This window comes from Acinetobacter sp. YH12098 (genome assembly GCF_013419235.1).
Lineage (GTDB): Bacteria > Pseudomonadota > Gammaproteobacteria > Pseudomonadales > Moraxellaceae > Acinetobacter > Acinetobacter amyesii.
This window is the reverse complement of the sequence record NZ_VPAO01000018.1, coordinates 33,785-54,302: the sequence shown is the minus strand read 5'-3', so window position 1 is coordinate 54,302 and position 20,518 is coordinate 33,785. Positions and strand designations below refer to the sequence as shown.

The window sequence follows — 20,518 nt, the reverse complement described above, 5'->3', positions numbered from 1 at the left end:
CCGATTACAGATAACACATCGATAAGATGAACTTAACGTCACAGTTAAGTCTTAGGTGATGGTTACAATTAAGTTTGAGCAACCTTCTTGGTGGCAAAACATAAGAAGCCTTAGCTATGAAAGAAATATTAAAAAATTTAGTTGAAACAACTACGCTTCCTGAAGATAGTTATCTTGATCAAGATGCAGAAATTTTAGAGATTTTTGTTGAAGAAATAGAAGAAATCTTTGAAGAACTGGCGGGTTTATTTACAACTTGGTTGGAAAATCCACAAGATAAAGACACTTTAACGACGATTCGTCGTCATTTCCATACACTGAAAGGTTCAGGTCGTATGGTTGGGGCAAAATCGGCGGGTGAAACTGCATGGGCAGTTGAAGATACGCTGAACCGTGTCATTGCGGGTTCAGTACAGTTAACGCCGACCGTTCAAAAGTTTGCACAAACAGTTTTAAATGTTTATCAATATAAGCTCTATCCACGGTTTAAAAATGTTGCCGAATTGGATGTTGACTTACGTCCATTGGTTTTAATGGGGCAACAATTACAACAAAATATTAGCCTTGAGCCTGCACTCGAAGAATTATTAAAACTGGCAGATCAATTAAAATCTGAAGATGGTGTCACTGGTTTAGAACTGACTGATGTTGAAGCTACAGCGTCTGTAGAAGTGCTTGAAAGCACAATTGATGCGGTTGTTGAATCAGAACCTGCTCCTGAACAAGTGGATGCAGATGCATCACTGGTCGAAGAGACAGTGAGCATTTTTATTGAAGAAGCTGAAGAACATCTACAAACGATTGATCAGTTCCTCCAATCTGATGACAGTAAATCACAAGATTATAATGGCTTGATTCGCGCGCTACACACCTTGCGTGGTAGTTCGTCGATGGCGCAAATCGAAGAGATTTTTGAAGCCAGTTCAAAAGTTGAAAACTTATTCAAAACCTTATTACAAGACGAAATCGTATCGAGCTCGAAAGAAACTGCTTTATTGATTCAATATGCTGAATTTGTTCGTGATTATTTGCACGTGCTGCGTTCAGGGGATAAGGCAAATCTTACATCTATTTATGAAACCTTCAAAGCTGCTTGGGATGATTATGGTTTTGCTAGCCAAGATCAATTGGCGCCTGAAGATAATCCGCAAGGTTTGGTTTCTAAACTAATCGAATTAAATATTGATCAGTTATTAGATGCTGAATTTGAGTTTGATAAACGTGCCCTTGCTGAATTCCCAGACTATATTCAACAGCTTAGTCAACAAGCTTTAGAGTTGATTGAACATACGGATAATCGTGCGTCTGTTGGAATCCATGATTTCACAACTCAACTGCGTGCAGCATATCAGTCTTTAGTTGAAAAGCCTGAATTACTCCATGCTGATTATGGCTATGAGTTATTTGCGCAAGCACATCAGGAGTTTATTCACTTATTTGACACTTTAGCTGCGGGTCAGCGTGTGGTGTTAAGTGAAGATGTTCAACGTTTCTTAAATGAGCTGACTGCATTTGTTCAACAAGACATTGAAGCAGTTGCAGCGACGACAACACCAGAAGCCCATGTAGTTGCTGAACCTGTTGCCACTGTAGAAGATAAAGCCGCTGTTCCAAATACAACAGCAGTAGACTTTGCACAATTAAGTCAGCGTATTCAACTTGATCATCAACAGATGCAAGCGGTGGATGCGAATAATGACTTTGATGAAGATCTTTTAGGGATCTTTATTGAAGAGGCAGAAGAATTATTGGTGGGGATTGATCAAGACCTCAGTACTTGGACACGTGATCAGACCAATACTTCAGCTTTGAATAATTTAATGCGTTATTTGCATACCCTAAAAGGTGGTGCAAATATGATTGCCGCATCTCATGTGGGTTTAATTTCGCATGAATTAGAATCGATTTATGAGCGCATTATTCGTCAGCAAATTTCGATTACGCCTGCGTTAATTCAAATTATTCGTTTAGTGCAGGATGATATTTCAGATCGTATTCAAACCATTCGTGACCAAGGGATCGACTACCCAGCGAATAATGTGATCGATATTCTCAAGAATATTCAGTCAATTGTGGCAGGAGAGCGTTCAGAAGCTGTTGCATTGGCTTCGGCCCCTATTTCTGCTGAAACTGAACAAACAGCAGTAGAACCAGATGTATCGGTGTCAGAGCCGATGGATGTTGCTGAAGACACTGCAGAAGCAGTGGTTGAAGCTCAAACGACTGCTCACACTGAGTCTGCTGTTGAACATCTTGAACATGCGGTTGCTGAACATGTTGAGCATCCAGATGACGATCTACGTTCTGTCATGGAAGAAACCTTCCTTGAAGAGTCTGAGGAAATTCTTGAACAAGCCGTTCAATTATTAAATCAATGGACTGAACAACGTAGTGACCGTAACGTATTGCTTCAATTACAACGTGCTGCCCACAGTATTAAGGGTGGTGCGCGTATGGTTGAAAATGAACCTGTTGCCGCAATTGCGTATCAACTTGAGACGACGTTTGAGCATTTCGCGGTTCATCATTTCAACTCAAATGCATATGACGGCTTACTCAAAACGACGTTGGCATGGTTAAAAGAAGCGATCTTCAACCACGACTATAGTAATTTTGATAGCATCAAATTGAGCCTAGAATCCATTCAGTATGTGGATGTTACGGTTCAATTGCCAAACCGTGTTGCAGAATTAGAACAAGGTATTGTCAGTAAAGGCTTTGAATTTATTCAAGGTGATGGTGTTGAACCTCCATCTATGTTGGGTGAATGGTCTGAAGCTAATTCTTCTGATAACAGTAATGAGATGATTCGTATCTCGGCTGATCTCGTCGAGAAGATGATTGACTTATCAGGCGAAAACTCGATTAACCGTTCACGTATTGAGATGGACTTAGGTCAGCTAGGCAATACCTTGAATGAAATGGAGTTAGCAATTAAGCGACTTGCTGACCAGTTACGTCGAATGGATGGTGAGCTTGAGTCACAAATTATTGCCAAACATGGTTCTGAAAATTCACGCTATGCGGATTTCGACCCATTGGAGATGGACCAATATTCATCGATTAACCAATTGTCAAAATCTCTAGCCGAATCTGCGTCGGATTTGGTTGACTTCAAGAGTACTTTGGCAGAAAAAATCCGTGATGCGGAAGGTTTGTTATTACAACAATCACGTATTCAGTCAGAAATTCAAGAAAGTCTGATGCGTACCCGTTTGGTGCCATTTGATCGTTTGTTACCACGTTTACAACGTATTGTGCGTCAAACCTCTTCGACCTTGAACCGTCCTGCAGAATTGATTGTTCAAAATACAGAAGGTGAATTGGACCGTACGATCTTAGAGCGTTTGGTGACACCATTTGAACATATGCTGCGTAATGCGGTCGACCATGGTTTAGAAGATCCTGCTGACCGTTTGGCTTTGAAAAAGCCAGAAGTGGGTAGCATTGTCTTGAATATTAGTCGTCAGGGTACCGATGTGCTGGTGTCTTTCAGTGATGATGGTAAAGGGATTGATGAAGCCAAGATTAAAGACAAAGCCTTAAAACTTGGTTTAATCAAAGCAGATCAGTTCCTCGATAAACAAGAAATCTTGCAATTGATCTTCCATCCAGGTTTCTCAACGGCACAAGCGGTAACGCAAATTTCGGGTCGTGGTGTTGGTCTGGATGTGGTGCAAAGTGAAATTAAAGCCTTGGGTGGTCATGTTTCCGTTGAGTCTGAGTTAGGTAAAGGGACGACCTTTACCATTCGTGTACCAACGACGGTAGCCGTCAGCGATGCCTTGATGGTGAAAGCCGGCGATCAACAATACGCAATTTCGTTAGCGCAAATTGAACGTATTGTCCGTATTGCACCGACGGCACTCGAAACTTACTTCAATAGTAAGGATGACGTGTTTAAAATTGACAACACCAATTACAAACTACGTTATCTATCAGAGTTTGTGGGTAATCAGCCAATTCCACGTTTAAATAATGTCGGTCATTCATTGCCTGTATTGCTAATAAAAGGCAACAGTGGTCAAACCATTGCTTTATTGGTCGATCAGTTGGTGGGTTCACGTTCTCAAATCGTGGTGAAACCAATTGGTCAACAATTTACCAGTGTGGCCGCGATTGCAGGTGCCACGATTCTAGGTGATGGTCATGTATGTTTGATTTTGGATGGGCAAAATATTGCACGTCAAATTCAAACTACGCAGCGTGTTAAACATTCAGCTGAACAGCGTGATTTGGGCCGTCAATCCAATGCACGTCGTTTAGTGATGATTGTCGATGACTCGGTGACAGTACGTAAGGTGACTTCACGCTTACTTGAACGTCAAGGTTATGACATCGTGACCGCGAAAGATGGTGTAGATGCAATTGAGCAGCTTGAAAATGTCCGTCCAGACTTGATGCTACTCGATATTGAAATGCCACGTATGGATGGTTTCGAAGTGACAAACTTAGTCCGTCACCACGACATTCACCGTGACTTGCCAATCATTATGATTACATCGCGTACAGGTGAAAAACATCGTGAGCGTGCATTTAGCTTAGGTGTGACTCACTATATGGGTAAACCATTCCAAGAAGCTGAATTGCTTGCCAATATTGAAGCTTTAATTGCAGAAAAGCAGGGGTAATCTATGAGCCAAAATACTGTTTCTCAGGTTGTCAGCGATAAAGTTGATCAGCAGGAACTGCAACATCTCATTACGGTTTCTACCGGTTTTATCGATGCTTATATCATTGATTGTCATGGTAAAGAGCCAATGTTGTTACCACAAAATATTGTTCTTTCAGCGCTCGATAGTGCAACCAATGTTCCTTTTGTTGAATGGCATGAATTGAAATTGCCTGTTTTCTCAGTCAATGATCCTGCAAAAAATCAGGGTGTGGCTTTGGTCATTGAAGGGGATGATGTTGGACAGCGTTTTGCACTGATGTGTAATGAGATGCCGAAAACCATTCGTTTGCGTATTTCTGAAGTGGTTGATGAAGAAAAAGCCGTGAAAGACGCCAATATTTTCCAATATGTACGCATGGCCGATCAGGTATTTCATATTCCAAATTTAGCCAATATTCAAAACAGCATTGGGCTTCAAGCGGCTTAATATTTGCAAAAACGAGATATAAAAAAAGGAACTCAATGGAGTTCCTTTTTTTGACTATGTGGGGAATATTTAAGCCAACAGGTTTTCTAAAATCTTTTCGTAAATTTCAGAAAGTGGCTCCAATTCTTCCACATTGACGTGTTCGTTGATTTGGTGAATCGTGGCATTTAAAACACCCAGTTCAAGCACCTGCGCACCTGTAGGCGCAATGAATCGACCATCAGAAGTACCACCACTGGTCGAAAGTTCAGTTTCTGTCCCAGTAACATCTCGAATGGCATCACGTGCGGCATTCACTAACTCACCGACTGGGGTTAGGAATGGAAGACCAGATAACGTCCAAGAGATGTCATATTCAACACCATGACGATCTAAAATTTCCAAGGTACGTGCTTTGAGTTCATCTGCCGTTACTTCTGTTGAATAACGGAAATTAAACAGTAAATTCATCGTGCCCGGAACAACGTTGGTTGCGCCTGTACCGGCATTGATATTGGAAATTTGAAAAGATGTTGCGGGGAAGTATTCGTTGCCATTATCCCACACGGTATCGCAAAGTTCAGCCAGTGCCTTTGATGCTGTATGGATTGGATTGACCGCTAGATGTGGGTAAGCAACGTGCCCTTGTTTACCCTTAACCGTTAAATTGGCATTTAGCGAACCACGACGACCATTTTTAACAATATCGCCAAGTGTGTTGGTGCTAGATGGTTCACCCACCAAACACCAAGTCATTTTTTCATTACGCGCTTCTAAAGTTTCAACAACTTTGACAGTCCCGTTGATCGAAGGACCCTCTTCGTCAGAGGTAATAAGAAATGCAATCGAACCTTTATGATTTGGATGCTTCGAAACAAAACGTTCTGAAGCAACAACCATAGCTGCCAACGCGGTTTTCATATCTGCGCTGCCACGACCATACAGTTTACCGTCGCGAATTTCAGGAAGAAATGGGTCAGAACCCCATGCATCCAAGTTACCCGTAGGTACTACATCCGTATGACCTGCAAAGCAAAATACTGGTGCTTCAGTCCCTTTACGTGCCCAAAGATTATCTACATCATCAAAACGCATATTTTCAATGTTAAAGCCAATTTTGGCTAAACGATCCGCCATAATGTTCTGGCAGGTATGGTCAATCGGTGTCACCGACGGTTGGCGAAGTAGTTCTAGGCTGAGATCAAGAGTTGCTGTTGAGGTCATGCTAAATACAGAAGTCAAAAATGTCGCAATATAATAGGCGAATCAACAAGCGAAGGGAAATTTAGACGTAAAAAACCCTATTAAAAAAATAGGGCTCTTTTATAAAATCTTGGGAAATAAATTAATTGCGGCGAATTTCTTCTGAAGTTTTCTCTGCAGTATTGGTTACCGCATCTCCAGCTTTAGATACGTCTTGACCCATACCCTTTACTGTATTACAACCTGTCAGTATAAAAGCGACCATAAGTGATGCAGCTAGAATTTTTTTCATTGACTGTATTCTCCATTATGAAAGAATAATTTTTAGAGGAATAAATTATTCTGATGTGAGATTTAGATTAAAAAATGGCCGTATTAAACAGTAGGTGGTTTTTATGGTGATTAAGTAAATTAATGTAATTTCTACTAAACTACAAATTTCGTCTTCCGTTATTTTAAGTGATTTGCGGTAAAACCAAGCGTGGTTGTCTATACATATAATAGCTTTCATCACTGCTTTTTTTATACAGGCCATCTGTCCACCAATGAGCGGTTTCACTTGTGGGTTGCTGCTGCACGCAGATCCATTCATGTCGTTGTAAGCGATAATAGCCTTGACTTGTGGATGGAATAGCGTGTCCCCATTGACCTATTCTGCGCGCAGGATTGACCCAGTTTGGCAATGTGTTGGTACGCTGAATAGGTAAATATAATTGACCTTTTAAAACACAATAGCGCTGTTGAATTTGCTGCCCAAGTGCTTCATCAAATTGGAATTGTTTTTGGGTGAAATGATTGAGCTTTCGAGCCAAAGTATCACTACGATTTAAGCCATACCAATAGGGTAATTGAAAATCACGCTCTGCTAGATAGTATTTTAAAGCCACTTCCCAATGTTCAACTTCATCACTTTCGGTATTTTTTAAAACAAAATCGAGTTCACCTACTGTACGAGGGCCATCAATTTTTTGAATGCTATGTCCGAGTAACTGGTATGGATGGTATGGGTGATCGAGAAGCCAAAACCATATAAACATTTCGAAACGTAAACCAAGGCGAGTACTTTTTAATTTTTGTAAAAATTCTACTAATTCACTTGGGTGTTGTTCGAGTTGTTTTAAACGGGGAAGGTAGGCTTCAAAATATTTATGCCAAAGCTCGTTTGGATGAAAATGAAAGGGATAGCGGATTTCGAGTTCATTGGGAATTTGCTGCAGAATATTTGGGCTAGCAATACAGAAAGCCAATTGGCGAACTAAGGGCTGTTTAAATTGCAACCATGGCTCAAAATAAGACGACGTTGTCGGGGTTACAGCCATATTGAAACCTTTCGAATAATGCAGAATAACAACGGATAATTGTTAAAAACATCTTATACTACCTGAATTGAAAGTTCAGGGTAGCGGTATGAAGACGTTGTTTTGGCGAAGCTTAGTGGTTGTCTTTGTCATTTTAGGCTTTATAGGGGCTTTATTGCCGGGAATGCCCACGACAGTCTTCTTAATATTAGCTGCATGGGCGGCTTCAAAAGGTTGGCCTCAAATGGATGCTTGGTTGTTGAATCATCCTAAATATGGGTCAACCTTACGCGCTTGGCGCGAAAATGGCACAGTCCCACGCAAAGCAAAATGGTTTGCATCGATCATGATGTTTGTGAGTGGTCTGATTATGCTTTTTACATCAGCACCGATTGCCGTCAAGATTTTCACTGACTTAACCATGTTGATCGTTGGTATTTGGTTATGGACACGACCAGAGCCAAATCAGATGCGGACTATTGAAACATCGCCGCAGACACAACCACAAGATAAAGATAAGCAGAAAGAGCAAGAGCATGTCTGAATATACCCAAGATCAAGCAGATATCCTGATTAACTTGAAAGATCAAACTTTAACTTTGCCGAAGCTAAATAAGTTTTACCTCATTTCATCGGGTAAAAATGGCATTGGTGAGCAGGAAAATAGTGGCAAGACGCCACGAGGCTGGCATCAAGTGGCTGAAAAGTTTGGTGGAAAACAACCTCAAAATGCAGTTTTTAAAGCACGTCAGTGGACCGGAGAGGTTTACGACGAGCAACTTGCTGCATCACACCCTGATCGGGATTGGATATTATCTCGAATATTATGGCTTAGTGGTTTAGAACCCGGCTTTAATGCAGGTGAGGGCTGTGATACTTATAAACGTTATATTTATATTCATGGCACACCAGATCGCGAGCCTATGGGTATACCGATGTCACATGGTTGTATTCGCATGCGAAACAGCGATGTTGTAGAACTTTATCAATTGATTCCATTAAATGCGCTGGTTTACATCACTGAACATTGAACACGTCGTTAAAAGCACAAGCCATGAAAAACGAAGTTCATGGCATCAAAACAAAGATTTGAAAAATTAAAGTGAGTTTGAAAGGCGTTTTTTTGTCAGGACTTTTGTCAGGACTAATGCTCGCAAACTAACAGAAAATCGTGTTTGAATGTATTTTGTACACTAGGGTGTTTTAGAATGCAGTGTGTGGTGAATTAATCGTCGGTTCGCTGAATGATTAGCTATGAGTCCACGCGAAAAACTGTTTTTTATGTGAATGATGCAGAATATAAGTCATATTTTTAGTAATAAATTTACAGGTTTATAGCTAAAAAATGTTCAAAAATACTGATTTTTCCGCAATATAACTTATTTTTTAATCACTCAAACAGAAAAAGTGGAAAAGAGTTAGAAAAGCGTTTGACAGACCGTGAGGATTCTCTATAATGCACCTCATCAAACGATGAACATGTTTTGAAAAGGGCGCTTAGCTCAGTTGGTAGAGCGTCTGCCTTACAAGCAGAATGTCGGCGGTTCGATCCCGTCAGCGCCCACCAAACCTTTTCAGCGTTAAGATATTTAGAGTGCAGCGGTAGTTCAGTTGGTTAGAATACCGGTCTGTCACGCCGGGGGTCGCGGGTTCGAGTCCCGTCCGCTGCGCCACTTTAAATCTTAATTCGTTTGAACCACAATAGCGACATTGTGTAAGTGCAGCGGTAGTTCAGTTGGTTAGAATACCGGCCTGTCACGCCGGGGGTCGCGGGTTCGAGTCCCGTCCGCTGCGCCATTTATACGATAGACCTTTTGAGGGCGCTTAGCTCAGTTGGTAGAGCGTCTGCCTTACAAGCAGAATGTCGGCGGTTCGATCCCGTCAGCGCCCACCATATTTTTTTGCGATGCAGCGGTAGTTCAGTTGGTTAGAATACCGGCCTGTCACGCCGGGGGTCGCGGGTTCGAGTCCCGTCCGCTGCGCCATTTCAAAGAATATAATTGTTGTACCCTTTAAGGGCGCTTAGCTCAGTTGGTAGAGCGTCTGCCTTACAAGCAGAATGTCGGCGGTTCGATCCCGTCAGCGCCCACCATATCTTTTAAGATATAGGTTGTGTTTCGAAAGAAACTACGTGATGCAGCGGTAGTTCAGTTGGTTAGAATACCGGCCTGTCACGCCGGGGGTCGCGGGTTCGAGTCCCGTCCGCTGCGCCATTTATCTTAAAAATCTCTGTTCAAGAGAATGCCTTTAGAAAAATCTTGGATTTTTCTCTTGCGCTCAGACAAGGCTTCGCTTTGTTACTCTTCGCTCAGGGCGCTTAGCTCAGTTGGTAGAGCGTCTGCCTTACAAGCAGAATGTCGGCGGTTCGATCCCGTCAGCGCCCACCATATTCTTCTATAGAAACTTCTTTATCCAAAAGCTTGCCTAAATTTTCTGATTTACATAAAATCCGCTCTATAATAATTTTAATATTGTATGTGATCTATGAGAAATCCATATCAGCGCAAGGCAGCGTCTAAAACTCAAACTACAAATTACAATCCTCAAGAAACCTATAAACAATTTATTGAAAATATGGTCGCTCAAGGTGGCGTGATTGCGTTATATCAAGATGGTTGGGCACTTTGTGCGACACCTACAGGTCAGCGTTCCTTCGCCATTTGGCAAAATCGTGGTTTGGCACGTTTATTAATTAAAGACAATTGGTCCAATTATGAAATTCAGGAAATTTCATTAAAAGACTTTATCGAAAAAGTCATTCCGTTTTTACGCAGCGAGAGCACTACGGTATCTTTAGATTTAACCCCAGAAGGGCAAAATATTTTGGTTGCGCCAGAAAAGATGCTATTAGATATTAAAAATTATTTATATCAAGTCTATCAACAGCGCCCAGAAATTTTTGAAAACCTTAAAATTCCTTTGCCACGTAGTATTCGTTTAAATTAATGGTTTATTTACAGCATAAAAAAGCCCTTGTTTACTGATCAAACAAGGGCTTTTTTTAATATTCGTTAAGTACAAAACCGCTCAAAAAAGCAAAATATTCACGTAGCCAAGAGTTGTAGCGGATGTACAGCGGTGTAGGCGCTGCAATGGTATACACCTGTGTATAGCCTAACTTTCGTGCAATTGCTTTTGCACGTGGAAGGTGAAAGTCACTACTGGCAATTGCAATGGGGGCATCAAGAGAAATCTGATGTCGTTTTAAAATTATTTTACTGTTGATCAGATTGAGTTCTGTGCTGGTACTTCTGCTTTCTTCATATATGCGTGCGGCTGAAATGTCATAGTGTTGAAGTAAATAGCGCTTCATGACAGAAGATTCGGTCATTTTTTCATTAAAGCCTAAACCACCCGTCATGATCATAATAGTATTGGGCTGTTTCAAGGCATACGGTGCTGCGGCATCGAGACGCGCCTTTAAGGTCGGAGAGGGTTGACCATTTTCAATACCGCTACCCAAAACGATGATGGCTTGGACGGAAGTAAATGGCTTGGATTGCTGGCTATTGAAGTGTAAATACGCAAAAAACAGTAAAAGGCTCAATAGCCAAAGCCAAAACAACCACCATGCCGCACACCAGAGCCTTTTGAGTTTAGGGTATTGATCTAAAATATTGTGGATTTGGGTTGAAAATAGTCCGGATAAAATAAAAATACACCCAATGACTAAGGGTAAAAGGATGCCTAAATGAATTTTATCTAATGTAAGTAACCAAATGGCATCTACGCAGAGCAGCAAGCCTACACAAAGCAGTAGTATTCTTTTCATGCAAAAAATTAAAGCAGTATTCGTATTTGGCCTAAGTATAGCGTGAAAAAAAACCAGACACGAGGTCTGGTTTTTAGTTGGGACTATTTATGAGTAAACATCTTATTAGTAAACATCACGACGGTAACGCCCAGCTTGACGCAGTTCAGCCACGACATCTTCACCTAGTATATCAATCAGTGCGTGGTCAACGTCCGTTGCCATACCGTTGATACTACCGCAAACGTAGATCACGGCACCTTGTTCTACCCATGATTTTAATAAGGTCGCATGGTCACGTAGCTCATGATGCACATAGCGTTTCTCCGCTTGATCACGAGAGAAGGTGAGGTCTATGCGTTGAACTAAGCCTGTGTTTTGCCATGCTTCAATGATGTCTTGATAGAAGAAATCATGTGCGCGTTGACGCTCACCAAAAATCAGCCAGTTTTGCGTATAGTCTTGACGAACTCGTGCATGTAACAGGCTGAGTAAACCAGCAATACCGGTACCGTTACCAATACATATCACAGGACGATTATCTGCAATCAAATGGAATGATTCATTGGTACGAATACGCATTTGTAGTGTGCTATTGATCGCAGCATGTTGTGTTAACCAACCAGAGCCTAAACCAAGCTCACCATCCGCATTGGACTGCTGACGTACCACTAAGCGTAATACTTGCTGACTTGGAATACTGGCAATCGAGTATTCACGAGTTGGAAGCGGTGGAAGCTGTTCGAGCAAATGATCAAGATTGGCAAATGGTTCAACATCCGTATTTAGGTTACGATCCCATAATGCATCTTCAATGCGTTGCTGAGTAGAATCAACCACTTGCTGACTTTGAATTTGGTACTTTTGCATGAAGTTTGCAATACGTTCAGCACTATTACCTGGTTGAATCTCTGCAATATCACCCGCTTGCCAATTGGCTTCATGTTGCGGTTTTAACTCAATATTAAATGCAGGTGCACCTAAACTGTTCGGGTTGAGTAAATCACGTTTGGTCAATGTCCATGCATCAAAAGTTTTTTCAATTTGCATGTGCTGAAGTTCAAGTTTAGTCGCTTTGGCTAAAGCGCTATTCCATGCTTGAATGGCTTGGGTGTCGCCATTATTGACTTCAATCGTGTTAAACAGGGGCTTCGCAGCATTACTCTGCATCCAACGATGAATCGCATGACCAAAGCTACAGAAAGTATCAGGATATTCTTTAGAACCTAAAGCTAATACGGCAAACTGAACATGACTCAAATCGAGGCCTTGTGCCATCAGTTTACGTTCAAAGCTTGAAGCAAGGTCAGGTGCTTCCCCAGTGCCATAGGTACTTGCAACAAATAAAACCTGAGCGGCTTGCGTTAAGTCATCTGCTGAAAGTTGCTGAACAGCTTTCACTGTGACAGGCTGACGAGCCTCTTGTAAGCTTGTTGCTGTACGCCATGCCAATTGTTCAGACTGACCTGTTTGTGATGCATAGCAAATTAACCAAGGCTGTGCATTTGGGTCGATGGTAACTGGTGCTAAGCTTTGACGGGCTTGCTGTGTCAGTTTTTTCTGTTTACGACGTTTGAGATAGAGCATCCATCCTGTGACAAAGAACAGCGGCATCATGAGGGATGCAATAACCACAAAGAACTGATAAATCGGTCCGAAGAAACTACCGCGATGTACAGGCAACATGCTGGTCATGATTTTTTCATTTAGCTTTTTATCTTCGTATAACTCGGTATCGGTAAGTGCATCCGTTTTGTAGTTATAAGTCGCTTTGTTGCGAGCACGCTCATGTTGAGGGACGGCATCCACAAAGTTAATTTCTAATTCACCATTGGCTTTTTTCGGAATATTAAAAGTGACACTTGAGTATTCACGACCAATATTTTGATTAAAGCCGTTCCAACTTTGCGTAAGGGCAATATTCACTTGTTCTGGTTTTAGACCACGTTTTTCTCCGCGACCTTCAGCACCATGTTTATTTTCTTGAGCGCCGTGTTCAGAGGGACTCGACGTTGCAGGGTTTCTTTCAGAACGTGCTTGGTGTTCGCCATGAGTTTGTTTTGCCTCAGTGGCTTGTTTTTCACCACCTTGCTTTGCACCCGCCTGTTCAGCAGATTGCCCATTCGGTTTTGGACCTTCTTGTAACTGGGGCTGTGGACGTTCAACGCCCATGACTTTAAACATGCCATTACGCCACCAGTCATAAGACCAATACAAACCTGTACATGCCAAAATGAGATAGAAAATAATCACCCATGTGCCGACGACAGCATGTAGATCCCACAGGAAATTACGTCCTTTGAGCTTTGGTTTAACTGCAAGCCATTGTTTTACAGAATGTCTTTTTGGCCAGCGCAGATATAAACCACTCAATACAAAATAAATCAGCATGAGTGTACATGCGCCCGTAATTTGTTTACCTACAGGGCCAACGGTTAAATTACGGTGTAGTTGCTGTACAAACTGGAAGAATTTTTGACCTTTGATTTCAGGTAAAACTTCGGCTGTATAGGGGTTAACCATCATGTTATAGCCACGACGAGCACCTTCTTTGACAATATTCACGGTACTTGAGGCGGTAGCATCTGAGGCAATAGAGATGCTGTTAATTTTCATGTCAGGATCAGACTGACTAAAGTGCTGATAAAGCTCAGCAGGGGTTAGTTTGGGCTGCTGTTGAGCCTGAACCACATAGCTGTCCTGATTGATTGCTTTAAGTATTTGCTGTTCATAGGAATAAATGGCACCTGTAACCCCCATGAGCGAGAGTATTAAGCCGGCACTAATCCCCAAGAACCAGTGAATCTGGAAAAGGGTTTTCTTAAACATGATGGATTTAATATTGATAAAAGGTTGCTGAATTGCGACGAATTATAAACGATGATGTAGTAGAGAATGTGGAAAAAGTAAGTAATATTCATTCTCATTATTGTAATTATCAATAATTATTCAAAAATTAAACACATAAAAAAACCTCCAAAGAGAGGAGGTTTTTTATACATAAATGTCTGTTAGGCTTAAATTGGTTTAGCAGGGCCTACAGTTTCATTTAAATGTTTACGAATGGTCGAAAATGGAAACTTCTTGCTATCCATACGTTTAGGCAAGATGTATGCGCCGTCTTGACCCTTTACTTTAAAGTTTAAAAGGATGAAGTCTTTAGTGTCATACCATTCATGAATGTCTTTCCAACCGACAGTCATCGTCCCCATGTTTGCGCCCATACGTTGCTGCATAGAGATCCCATGCGGCTGAACACCCATACGGATGCCTTTAATTTCTTGAACAGGAACTTCGTTCAGTTTGCGTTTCGCATACCATTCGATTCCGAATTTACGCACAAGGAAGTAAATCACGACACAGACAATAGCTACCCAGCAAAATACTGTTGAATAGTTCTTAATAAAGATGAGGCCCAAGAGTGCCAGTGCAAGAATTGCACCCATAATTAGCCATGCTTTTTTGCCAATTTTGAAGTTACTGCGAGACAGAACAAGTTGAGCATAACGTTGTTCTGCTTCAGAAATTTCATAAGCCACTGGCTCTAGCGTGTAGGCATATAAATTTTTTGCGGTCATAGTGAAAGTAACAGATTTAAAACTGTAAAAAGTTTAGCATTATTTATACCAATTCAGTGAGTATATTGTTCCAAAATCATCCAAATTATAGCGAAGCCAGTTCAGTCGATGCCTGATCATGCTCATGACTTAGATTTTGTTTCAATTGGCTAAATTGGTTCAACACATTAAACATCAAGGAAAGCTGTTGTAGCACGATCAAGGATTTTTGATCTTCCTCACTGTTTTGTGACAAACGCTGACGGATTTCTTGCAACATATTTTGCGCCGTTAAGTCCGGTACTTCGTCACGTAGTAATGCACCTTGAATGTCATCCGTAGCTTTATCCAATAAGGTTAAGACTTGTTGATCTTGAATTTTTTCACGATGCGCACCTAAGGCTGCGATATAACTAATAAAGGTATGATTGAGACACAAAAACTCAAAGGCCAAAGCTTTTTGAGTCGGATCGGTATCGGGTTCGGTGGCTAAAGTGGAAATCAGTGAAGCCACTTCTGCATCGGTATTATGGGCTGCACGACGGACCACACGATAATTCAACCCGTTATTACGACCAGATTTGTATTGTTCAACCACTTCGGCCAAATAATCACACTGCGCTTGAATCGAACGGCTGATGGTTCGAGGCAGGCGACGGAATTTCCAATCTGGGAAAATGAAACTCACACCAAACCATGCCAAGGCACAACCAATGAGCGTGTCAATCATACGCGGCATAGCTGCGGCAAAACCCATGCCATCTAAGTTAAAGTTGATCAGCGCCAAAATCGTAATAAACGCAGTGGCTTGTGCATATTGCTTACTACGTAATTCAAAAAACAGCACGCCACTTAAAATGAGCAGTAATAACTGACCTTCGACAGAAGGGACAAAATATAAAATCGCATAACCTAGAATAATCCCGACCAATGTGCCAATGATACGTAAATAGAGGCGGCGCTTGGTGGCGTTAAAGTTCGGCTGGCTGACAAACAGGGCGGTCAATAAAATCCAATAGCCATAACTGATATTGGTGACTTGGACAAAAATATATCCAATAAATAACACGGTCGACAAACGTACAGCATGACGGAACAGCACGGACTCTGGGCTCAAATGTTGTTTGAATCGAATGACGATGTCGTCCCAACCTTTTAAATCATCATCTTTTAAACGATTTTCAATCAGGGCTTGTCGGTCAATATAACGCTCGGTTTCGACGTTACGTAATTGCGCATCTATGCCTTTTAGGTTTTGGTATAAAGCAAATAAAGAGTTGATCCAAACTTCATCATATTTTTGCTCTTCACGCAGCTTTTCGAGTGACAGTTTTAGATTGTGGAATGCATGTTTAAAGCGTTGATTATGATGATAAGGTTTTCGCTGTAAGATGCTGATACTCAAATCTTTACAGGCTTTTCCTTGAATCGAGAGCACGCGTTGAAAGCGAAATAAAATATCACTATGTTCAAAAATACGGGTCAATTTTTGATAATCAATATGTGCGGAATCGGCACGTTCATGAATGTCTTGCGCGACAAAATAATATTGCAGGCTACGACGCGTATCTTTTTGTCCACGGTCGCCTTTTAAACGCGTTAATAAGGCCGTTTTCATATCGTTGAAAATGCCAATTAATTTGCCATTTTCTAGCGATAGCTCAATCAAACTTTGCTGATAACTTTCCGGCGTCATATCGACATCGAACAAGTTAGATTTTGCAAATAAGAAGTCACCAAGGGACGAATAGCTTTGCGCCAATTTGTCCTGAACTTGACGTACAGGAAACAGTAGAAAGCTCAAAGTCGAAAGCAGTCCATACCACATCGCACCGATGACCAATAAACCTGCTTGTGTATACCAATTTTCAAAAAGTTCGACCCCTAGCATGGAATACACGGAGATCACCAGACAGCCATAAGAAATAGTGGCATAGCGACGACCCAATGAACCCAAAAGAATCCAACCAATACAAGAAACGATCAGCCCCAATGCAAATAAAATCGGATGCGGGAACAACAGATAAATGGATACCGCAGTAACAAAGAACCCAATATAAGTATAAATTTGATTGAGCACGCGGACTGAAAAGCGGTCATCGATATCACTTAGACCTGCGGCAACCACACCCAAGGTGAGGGGAATGGTCATCAATTGCTGATCTAAAAAATATGGGACAAAGGCTGTTCCTGCGAAGGCAATGACCATGCGCAAGTTATACATAAAGGTCGTGTTATAGGTTGCTTGTTTCAGTCGTGCGAGCCAGGCGTTCAAAATTTTTCCTTTGCTAAAGCGATGGGGCAGTAAGCAATGTGTATCGTGTGAATTTTCACATTGAAGCCAAGAAATAATACTATGTGCAGTGTAAACTTGTCTGCAAAACTTGCTTGCGATAAATGAATTATTCTTATGAAAAGCGTCGAATCACAAAAGGAATTTTCTCAACGCTGGATCGTCTTATTGGCGTTACTGACTGCTTTGGGGCCACTTTCAATCGATATGTATTTGCCTGCTTTGCCTCAAATGGCTGACGATTTTGGTGTCACGACACAACAAGTGGCCAATAGTCTTCCAGCGTATTTCTTGGGTTTGGCGATTGGGCAGTTAATTTATGGGCCAGTCAGCGACCGTATTGGGCGTAAAACACCGCTATATTTCGGTTTGGTTTTATATATTTGTGCCAGTTTTCTGTGTGTCTTTGCCAATAGTGAATGGAGCTTGATCGCTGCTCGTGTTTTGCAAGCCTTGGGGGGGTGTGTCGGTGTGGTGATTGCTCGTGCTGCAATTCGTGATCGCTTAAGTATGCAAGCTTCAGCTCAGGCCTTTGCGAGTATGATGATCGTGACAACAATTGCACCAATCATTGCACCTACTTTAGGCGCATGGGTTTTGCAGGTGTTTGAATGGCAATACATATTTGCGGTATTGGTACTTGTCGGTATTTTTTGTCTTTTCTGTGTACATTTTTTCTTTCAAGAAACCCTACCCGTCGAGCGACGTTTAAACTTAAGTTTAAAGCAAGTCTTAGGTTTATATGGTGCGATTTTACAGGACGAAACTTTCCGTAAACCGATGCTCACAGGCTGTTTTTCTGGCGCAATTTTATTTTGTTATATCAGTGGCTCATCTGCCATTTTAATGGATGGTTATGGTCTGAGCCAACAGCAATTTGCTTATGTATTTGGGGCGAATGCTTTAGGGATTATGGTGTTTTCAACCCTCAATAAGAAACTTGCAAATCGACTGGATGTTCGCCATCGTTTGCAATTGGGTAATGCACTTCAATTGTGTGGTGTGCTGATCTTATTGGCGGCAGGATTATATAATCTTTCCTCTATCATTGTTGTAATGTTTGGCATGTTCTTATGTGTTGCTTCAATCGGCTTCACTGGTCCAAATGCGATGGCATTGGCGATGTCTGAACAAGGCTCACGAGCTGGCACAGCCAGTGCAATCATGGGAAGTATGCAATTTGCCTGTGGTCTATTGGCCGGAGTGTTTTTGAACTTTTTAGTATGGTCAGCGCTAATCAATATGGCTCTGATTATGCTGCTATTTGTGGTTGTTGCAATGTTCACCATGCGTAGTTTAAAAGCTTCAGCCATGGGTTGAACTAAATGCAGGTGATGACGTTTAGCAGGTCTGACTTAAACGTCGGTCATCAACGTACGTGTATTATTGATCAAATATCCGCGTCACTCATTATAAATGTTCATCATTCATAACTTTCAATGAGGGCGCTATTTATCGCACCTTGAGCTCAATTGCTGTTTGCTCGAAATTTATCTCTAAACCATCATCCACTTGAAAATAAAAAGTGAAACGGTGGATCGCTGTTGTCCCACTCGAATGAAATAGAGCAACTGATAAATAAGTATTATTTGCATTAAACACAGTGCTTTATGCTGAATCAATATCTATCGAATGCCTCTATCGGTAATGTGTCGGATTTTATCGTTTTTATGACATACCTATAGAGTATGGATTTTTACCTTTAAGGTATGGGTGTTGAGCTTTTTTGCCATCTGAATCGGCTAAGTCTGAATTTTAACTAAATATTTCAGTCTATTTTCAGTGATGGATTCAGCGTTTTTGCTTTTTGCTTTCAAGTATTTCGTTATTAAGGGCTGCAAGTTGGGACTTTAATGCGACTAAAGCACGGATATGCAGCTTGAAATTTGTCCGCTCAAATAGGCGAATAACAAAGCGCCCAGAGTTAGGGCATACAACAATGACAGGACAATAGAGAGCTTAGGATGAAAACTCAAACTGTATTCCACCCAATGAAAACCCTTGTTGTTGCCATGAGTTTGGCAACGGTCTCAATGGCTCATGCAGGCAGCAATACTTCTGAAATTGAACAATTACGTGCAGAAGTTGCAGAACTGAAAAGTTTGATTAAAGCGCAGCAGCAAGTTCAACAACAGCAACAAACAGAGATTCAGCAAGTTAAAGCGCGTCCTGTTGCACCACCACCGCCACCAGCTACTCCAGCTGTAAGCTTAAAATCTAAAACAGGTGCAGATGTAAGCCTTTACGGTTTTGTTCGTGGTGATGCGAACTACATCATCGAAGGTGCGGATAACGACTTCAACAACGTACATACGTCTAAAGAAGAAGCACGAGATAAACTTCGCGCAACTGCAAAAACCACACGTTTTGGTTTAGATTTTACAGCACCTGTCGGTGGTGATAATAAAGTGGGCGGTAAAATTGAAGTCGACTTTGCAGATGCAAGTGGTTCAAATGATGGACTTCGCTTACGTCACGGTTACTTAACCTTTAACAACTGGTTATTTGGTCAAACGACATCTAACTTCTTATCTAGTCATGCACCAGAAATGATCGATTTCAATACAAACTTGGGTGGTGGTACTACACGTATTCCTCAAGTTCGTTATAACTACAAATTAGCTCCAGATACTCAATTATTTGTTTCTGCGGAAGAAGGGGATAGTAAAGGGACTGTTGCTGCAGATCCGACATATCGCCTTCCAAACTTAACTGCCAAAGTGACTCAAGGTTTTGCAGCAGGTAAAGGCACAGCTTCAGCTCGTGCATTGGTTGAAAACTACAAATCTAAAGCTGCGGATGATACTGAAACAGCTTGGGGTGTAGCAGCGGGTGCATCTTATGCAGTGACTGATCAATTGAAATTGAATGGTGATGTTTCGTATACAGAAGGCAACAGTAACTATTTATATGGTTCTAACTCGGCTTACTCTGTAGTCGATGGCAACATCGAGCAAAACAAATTCACTGCTGTACAAGTGGGTGCAACTTATAAGTTTAATGAAAAACTACGTTCGACTTTAGCTTACGGCGCGCTATTTGCGGATGATGGCAGCGCGTATGCGAAAGATGCATCTAACTCAAATGCGAACGAAGAAGCACAGCAAGCTTGGATTAACTTTATTTACGCACCTGTAAAACCAGTTGAACTTGGCTTGGAATATGTAAACGGTAAACGCAAAAATTTTGCGGGTGAATCTTATAACGATGACCGCGTTGGCTTAATGGCTAAATATAGCTTCTAAGTTCAACTAACGACTCTAATCGATCAAAAAAGCCTGACTCAGTTCAGGCTTTTTTTGTTAAAACAGAGGACGTTTAACGCAAATTAACCC

14 protein-coding genes and 8 tRNA genes are annotated in these 20,518 nt (G+C 41.4%); 15 read left to right on the top strand and 7 right to left on the bottom strand.

Annotated features, from left to right (window positions below; genetic code table 11):
• Positions 1-116: 116 nt before the first annotated feature.
• Both FTU38_RS07660 and FTU38_RS07655 read left to right on the top strand, forming a co-directional pair.
• Complete coding sequence (locus FTU38_RS07660) at positions 117-4,631, top strand: Hpt domain-containing protein (protein WP_180110914.1); 4,515 nt, start codon at positions 117-119, stop codon at positions 4,629-4,631.
• A gap of 3 nt (positions 4,632-4,634) precedes the next feature.
• On the top strand, positions 4,635-5,102 hold the full coding sequence (locus tag FTU38_RS07655) for a hypothetical protein (RefSeq protein WP_180063259.1): 468 nt from the start codon (positions 4,635-4,637) through the stop codon (positions 5,100-5,102).
• Positions 5,103-5,171: 69 nt separating this feature from the next.
• Here FTU38_RS07655 and dapE read toward each other — a convergent pair whose 3' ends face one another.
• The 3 genes from dapE to FTU38_RS07640 form a co-directional block, all read right to left on the bottom strand.
• Entirely contained in the window at positions 5,172-6,305 is a 1,134-nt protein-coding gene (gene dapE / locus FTU38_RS07650; protein ID WP_180110913.1) for a succinyl-diaminopimelate desuccinylase, read from the bottom strand.
• Between the two features lie 121 nt (positions 6,306-6,426).
• On the bottom strand, positions 6,427-6,576 hold the full coding sequence (locus FTU38_RS07645) for an entericidin A/B family lipoprotein (RefSeq protein ID WP_180004989.1): 150 nt from the start codon (positions 6,574-6,576) through the stop codon (positions 6,427-6,429).
• A gap of 163 nt (positions 6,577-6,739) precedes the next feature.
• Entirely contained in the window at positions 6,740-7,603 is an 864-nt protein-coding gene (locus FTU38_RS07640) for a DUF1853 family protein (protein WP_180110912.1), read from the bottom strand.
• Positions 7,604-7,691: 88 nt separating this feature from the next.
• Here FTU38_RS07640 and FTU38_RS07635 point away from each other — a divergent pair, with 88 nt between their 5' ends.
• From FTU38_RS07635 to FTU38_RS07585, 11 genes are all read left to right on the top strand, one after another.
• Entirely contained in the window at positions 7,692-8,126 is a 435-nt protein-coding gene (locus FTU38_RS07635; RefSeq protein ID WP_180106826.1) for a YbaN family protein, read from the top strand.
• The gene (gene elsL, locus FTU38_RS07630; RefSeq protein ID WP_180106828.1) at positions 8,119-8,613 is read left to right on the top strand and encodes a cell wall-recycling L,D-carboxypeptidase ElsL; all 495 of its coding nucleotides are present in this window, start codon (positions 8,119-8,121) and stop codon (positions 8,611-8,613) included. The genes FTU38_RS07635 and elsL overlap by 8 nt, the downstream gene beginning before the upstream one ends.
• A 460-nt stretch (positions 8,614-9,073) precedes the next feature.
• Positions 9,074-9,149: transfer RNA gene (locus tag FTU38_RS07625), tRNA-Val, on the top strand.
• A 29-nt stretch (positions 9,150-9,178) separates the two neighbouring features.
• Positions 9,179-9,255 (top strand) — tRNA-Asp (locus FTU38_RS07620).
• Positions 9,256-9,302: 47 nt separating this feature from the next.
• Positions 9,303-9,379 (top strand) — tRNA-Asp (locus FTU38_RS07615).
• Between the two features lie 21 nt (positions 9,380-9,400).
• A tRNA-Val gene (locus FTU38_RS07610) sits at positions 9,401-9,476 on the top strand.
• A gap of 14 nt (positions 9,477-9,490) precedes the next feature.
• Positions 9,491-9,567 (top strand) — tRNA-Asp (locus tag FTU38_RS07605).
• A 31-nt stretch (positions 9,568-9,598) separates the two neighbouring features.
• A tRNA-Val gene (locus FTU38_RS07600) sits at positions 9,599-9,674 on the top strand.
• Between the two features lie 44 nt (positions 9,675-9,718).
• Positions 9,719-9,795: transfer RNA gene (locus FTU38_RS07595), tRNA-Asp, on the top strand.
• A 98-nt stretch (positions 9,796-9,893) separates the two neighbouring features.
• Positions 9,894-9,969: transfer RNA gene (locus FTU38_RS07590), tRNA-Val, on the top strand.
• A gap of 97 nt (positions 9,970-10,066) precedes the next feature.
• Entirely contained in the window at positions 10,067-10,528 is a 462-nt protein-coding gene (locus FTU38_RS07585; RefSeq protein WP_078191441.1) for a DUF2750 domain-containing protein, read from the top strand.
• A gap of 55 nt (positions 10,529-10,583) precedes the next feature.
• Here FTU38_RS07585 and FTU38_RS07580 read toward each other — a convergent pair whose 3' ends face one another.
• The 4 genes from FTU38_RS07580 to yccS form a co-directional block, all read right to left on the bottom strand.
• Complete coding sequence (locus tag FTU38_RS07580) at positions 10,584-11,354, bottom strand: YdcF family protein (protein ID WP_180106572.1); 771 nt, start codon at positions 11,352-11,354, stop codon at positions 10,584-10,586.
• Between the two features lie 105 nt (positions 11,355-11,459).
• Positions 11,460-14,162 carry a sulfite reductase flavoprotein subunit alpha gene (locus FTU38_RS07575; protein ID WP_180110911.1) on the bottom strand — a complete coding sequence of 901 codons (2,703 nt, stop codon included), beginning with the start codon at positions 14,160-14,162 and terminating at the stop codon, positions 11,460-11,462.
• 188 nt (positions 14,163-14,350) lie between these two features.
• A complete protein-coding gene (locus tag FTU38_RS07570; RefSeq protein ID WP_180110910.1) occupies positions 14,351-14,911 on the bottom strand; it encodes a YcxB family protein in 561 nt (186 codons plus the stop codon).
• A gap of 85 nt (positions 14,912-14,996) precedes the next feature.
• Positions 14,997-17,165, bottom strand: coding sequence for a YccS family putative transporter (gene yccS, locus FTU38_RS07565; RefSeq protein ID WP_078191437.1), 2,169 nt, complete (start codon positions 17,163-17,165; stop codon positions 14,997-14,999).
• Positions 17,166-17,300: 135 nt separating this feature from the next.
• Between yccS and FTU38_RS07560 the strand changes: the two genes are divergently transcribed.
• Together FTU38_RS07560 and FTU38_RS07555 are read left to right on the top strand one after the other, a co-directional pair.
• Positions 17,301-18,503, top strand: a complete 1,203-nt coding sequence (locus FTU38_RS07560; RefSeq protein WP_180110909.1) for a multidrug effflux MFS transporter — start codon at positions 17,301-17,303, stop codon at positions 18,501-18,503.
• 644 nt (positions 18,504-19,147) lie between these two features.
• Positions 19,148-20,428: a DcaP family trimeric outer membrane transporter gene (locus FTU38_RS07555; protein WP_180109084.1), complete on the top strand. Its 1,281-nt coding sequence runs from the start codon at positions 19,148-19,150 to the stop codon at positions 20,426-20,428.
• Positions 20,429-20,518 lie beyond the last annotated feature (90 nt).

What these genes read in the sequence shown, in the direction of transcription:
- FTU38_RS07660 (WP_180110914.1), top strand. Translation starts at nt 117, where the DNA reads ATGAAAGAAATATTAAAAAATTTAGTTGAAACAACTACGCTTCCTGAA.
- FTU38_RS07655 (WP_180063259.1), top strand. Translation starts at nt 4,635, where the DNA reads ATGAGCCAAAATACTGTTTCTCAGGTTGTCAGCGATAAAGTTGATCAG.
- dapE (WP_180110913.1), bottom strand. Translation starts at nt 6,305, where the DNA reads ATGACCTCAACAGCAACTCTTGATCTCAGCCTAGAACTACTTCGCCAA.
- FTU38_RS07645 (WP_180004989.1), bottom strand. Translation starts at nt 6,576, where the DNA reads ATGAAAAAAATTCTAGCTGCATCACTTATGGTCGCTTTTATACTGACA.
- FTU38_RS07640 (WP_180110912.1), bottom strand. Translation starts at nt 7,603, where the DNA reads ATGGCTGTAACCCCGACAACGTCGTCTTATTTTGAGCCATGGTTGCAA.
- FTU38_RS07635 (WP_180106826.1), top strand. Translation starts at nt 7,692, where the DNA reads ATGAAGACGTTGTTTTGGCGAAGCTTAGTGGTTGTCTTTGTCATTTTA.
- elsL (WP_180106828.1), top strand. Translation starts at nt 8,119, where the DNA reads ATGTCTGAATATACCCAAGATCAAGCAGATATCCTGATTAACTTGAAA.
- FTU38_RS07585 (WP_078191441.1), top strand. Translation starts at nt 10,067, where the DNA reads ATGAGAAATCCATATCAGCGCAAGGCAGCGTCTAAAACTCAAACTACA.
- FTU38_RS07580 (WP_180106572.1), bottom strand. Translation starts at nt 11,354, where the DNA reads ATGAAAAGAATACTACTGCTTTGTGTAGGCTTGCTGCTCTGCGTAGAT.
- FTU38_RS07575 (WP_180110911.1), bottom strand. Translation starts at nt 14,162, where the DNA reads ATGTTTAAGAAAACCCTTTTCCAGATTCACTGGTTCTTGGGGATTAGT.
- FTU38_RS07570 (WP_180110910.1), bottom strand. Translation starts at nt 14,911, where the DNA reads ATGACCGCAAAAAATTTATATGCCTACACGCTAGAGCCAGTGGCTTAT.
- FTU38_RS07560 (WP_180110909.1), top strand. Translation starts at nt 17,301, where the DNA reads ATGAAAAGCGTCGAATCACAAAAGGAATTTTCTCAACGCTGGATCGTC.
- FTU38_RS07555 (WP_180109084.1), top strand. Translation starts at nt 19,148, where the DNA reads ATGAAAACTCAAACTGTATTCCACCCAATGAAAACCCTTGTTGTTGCC.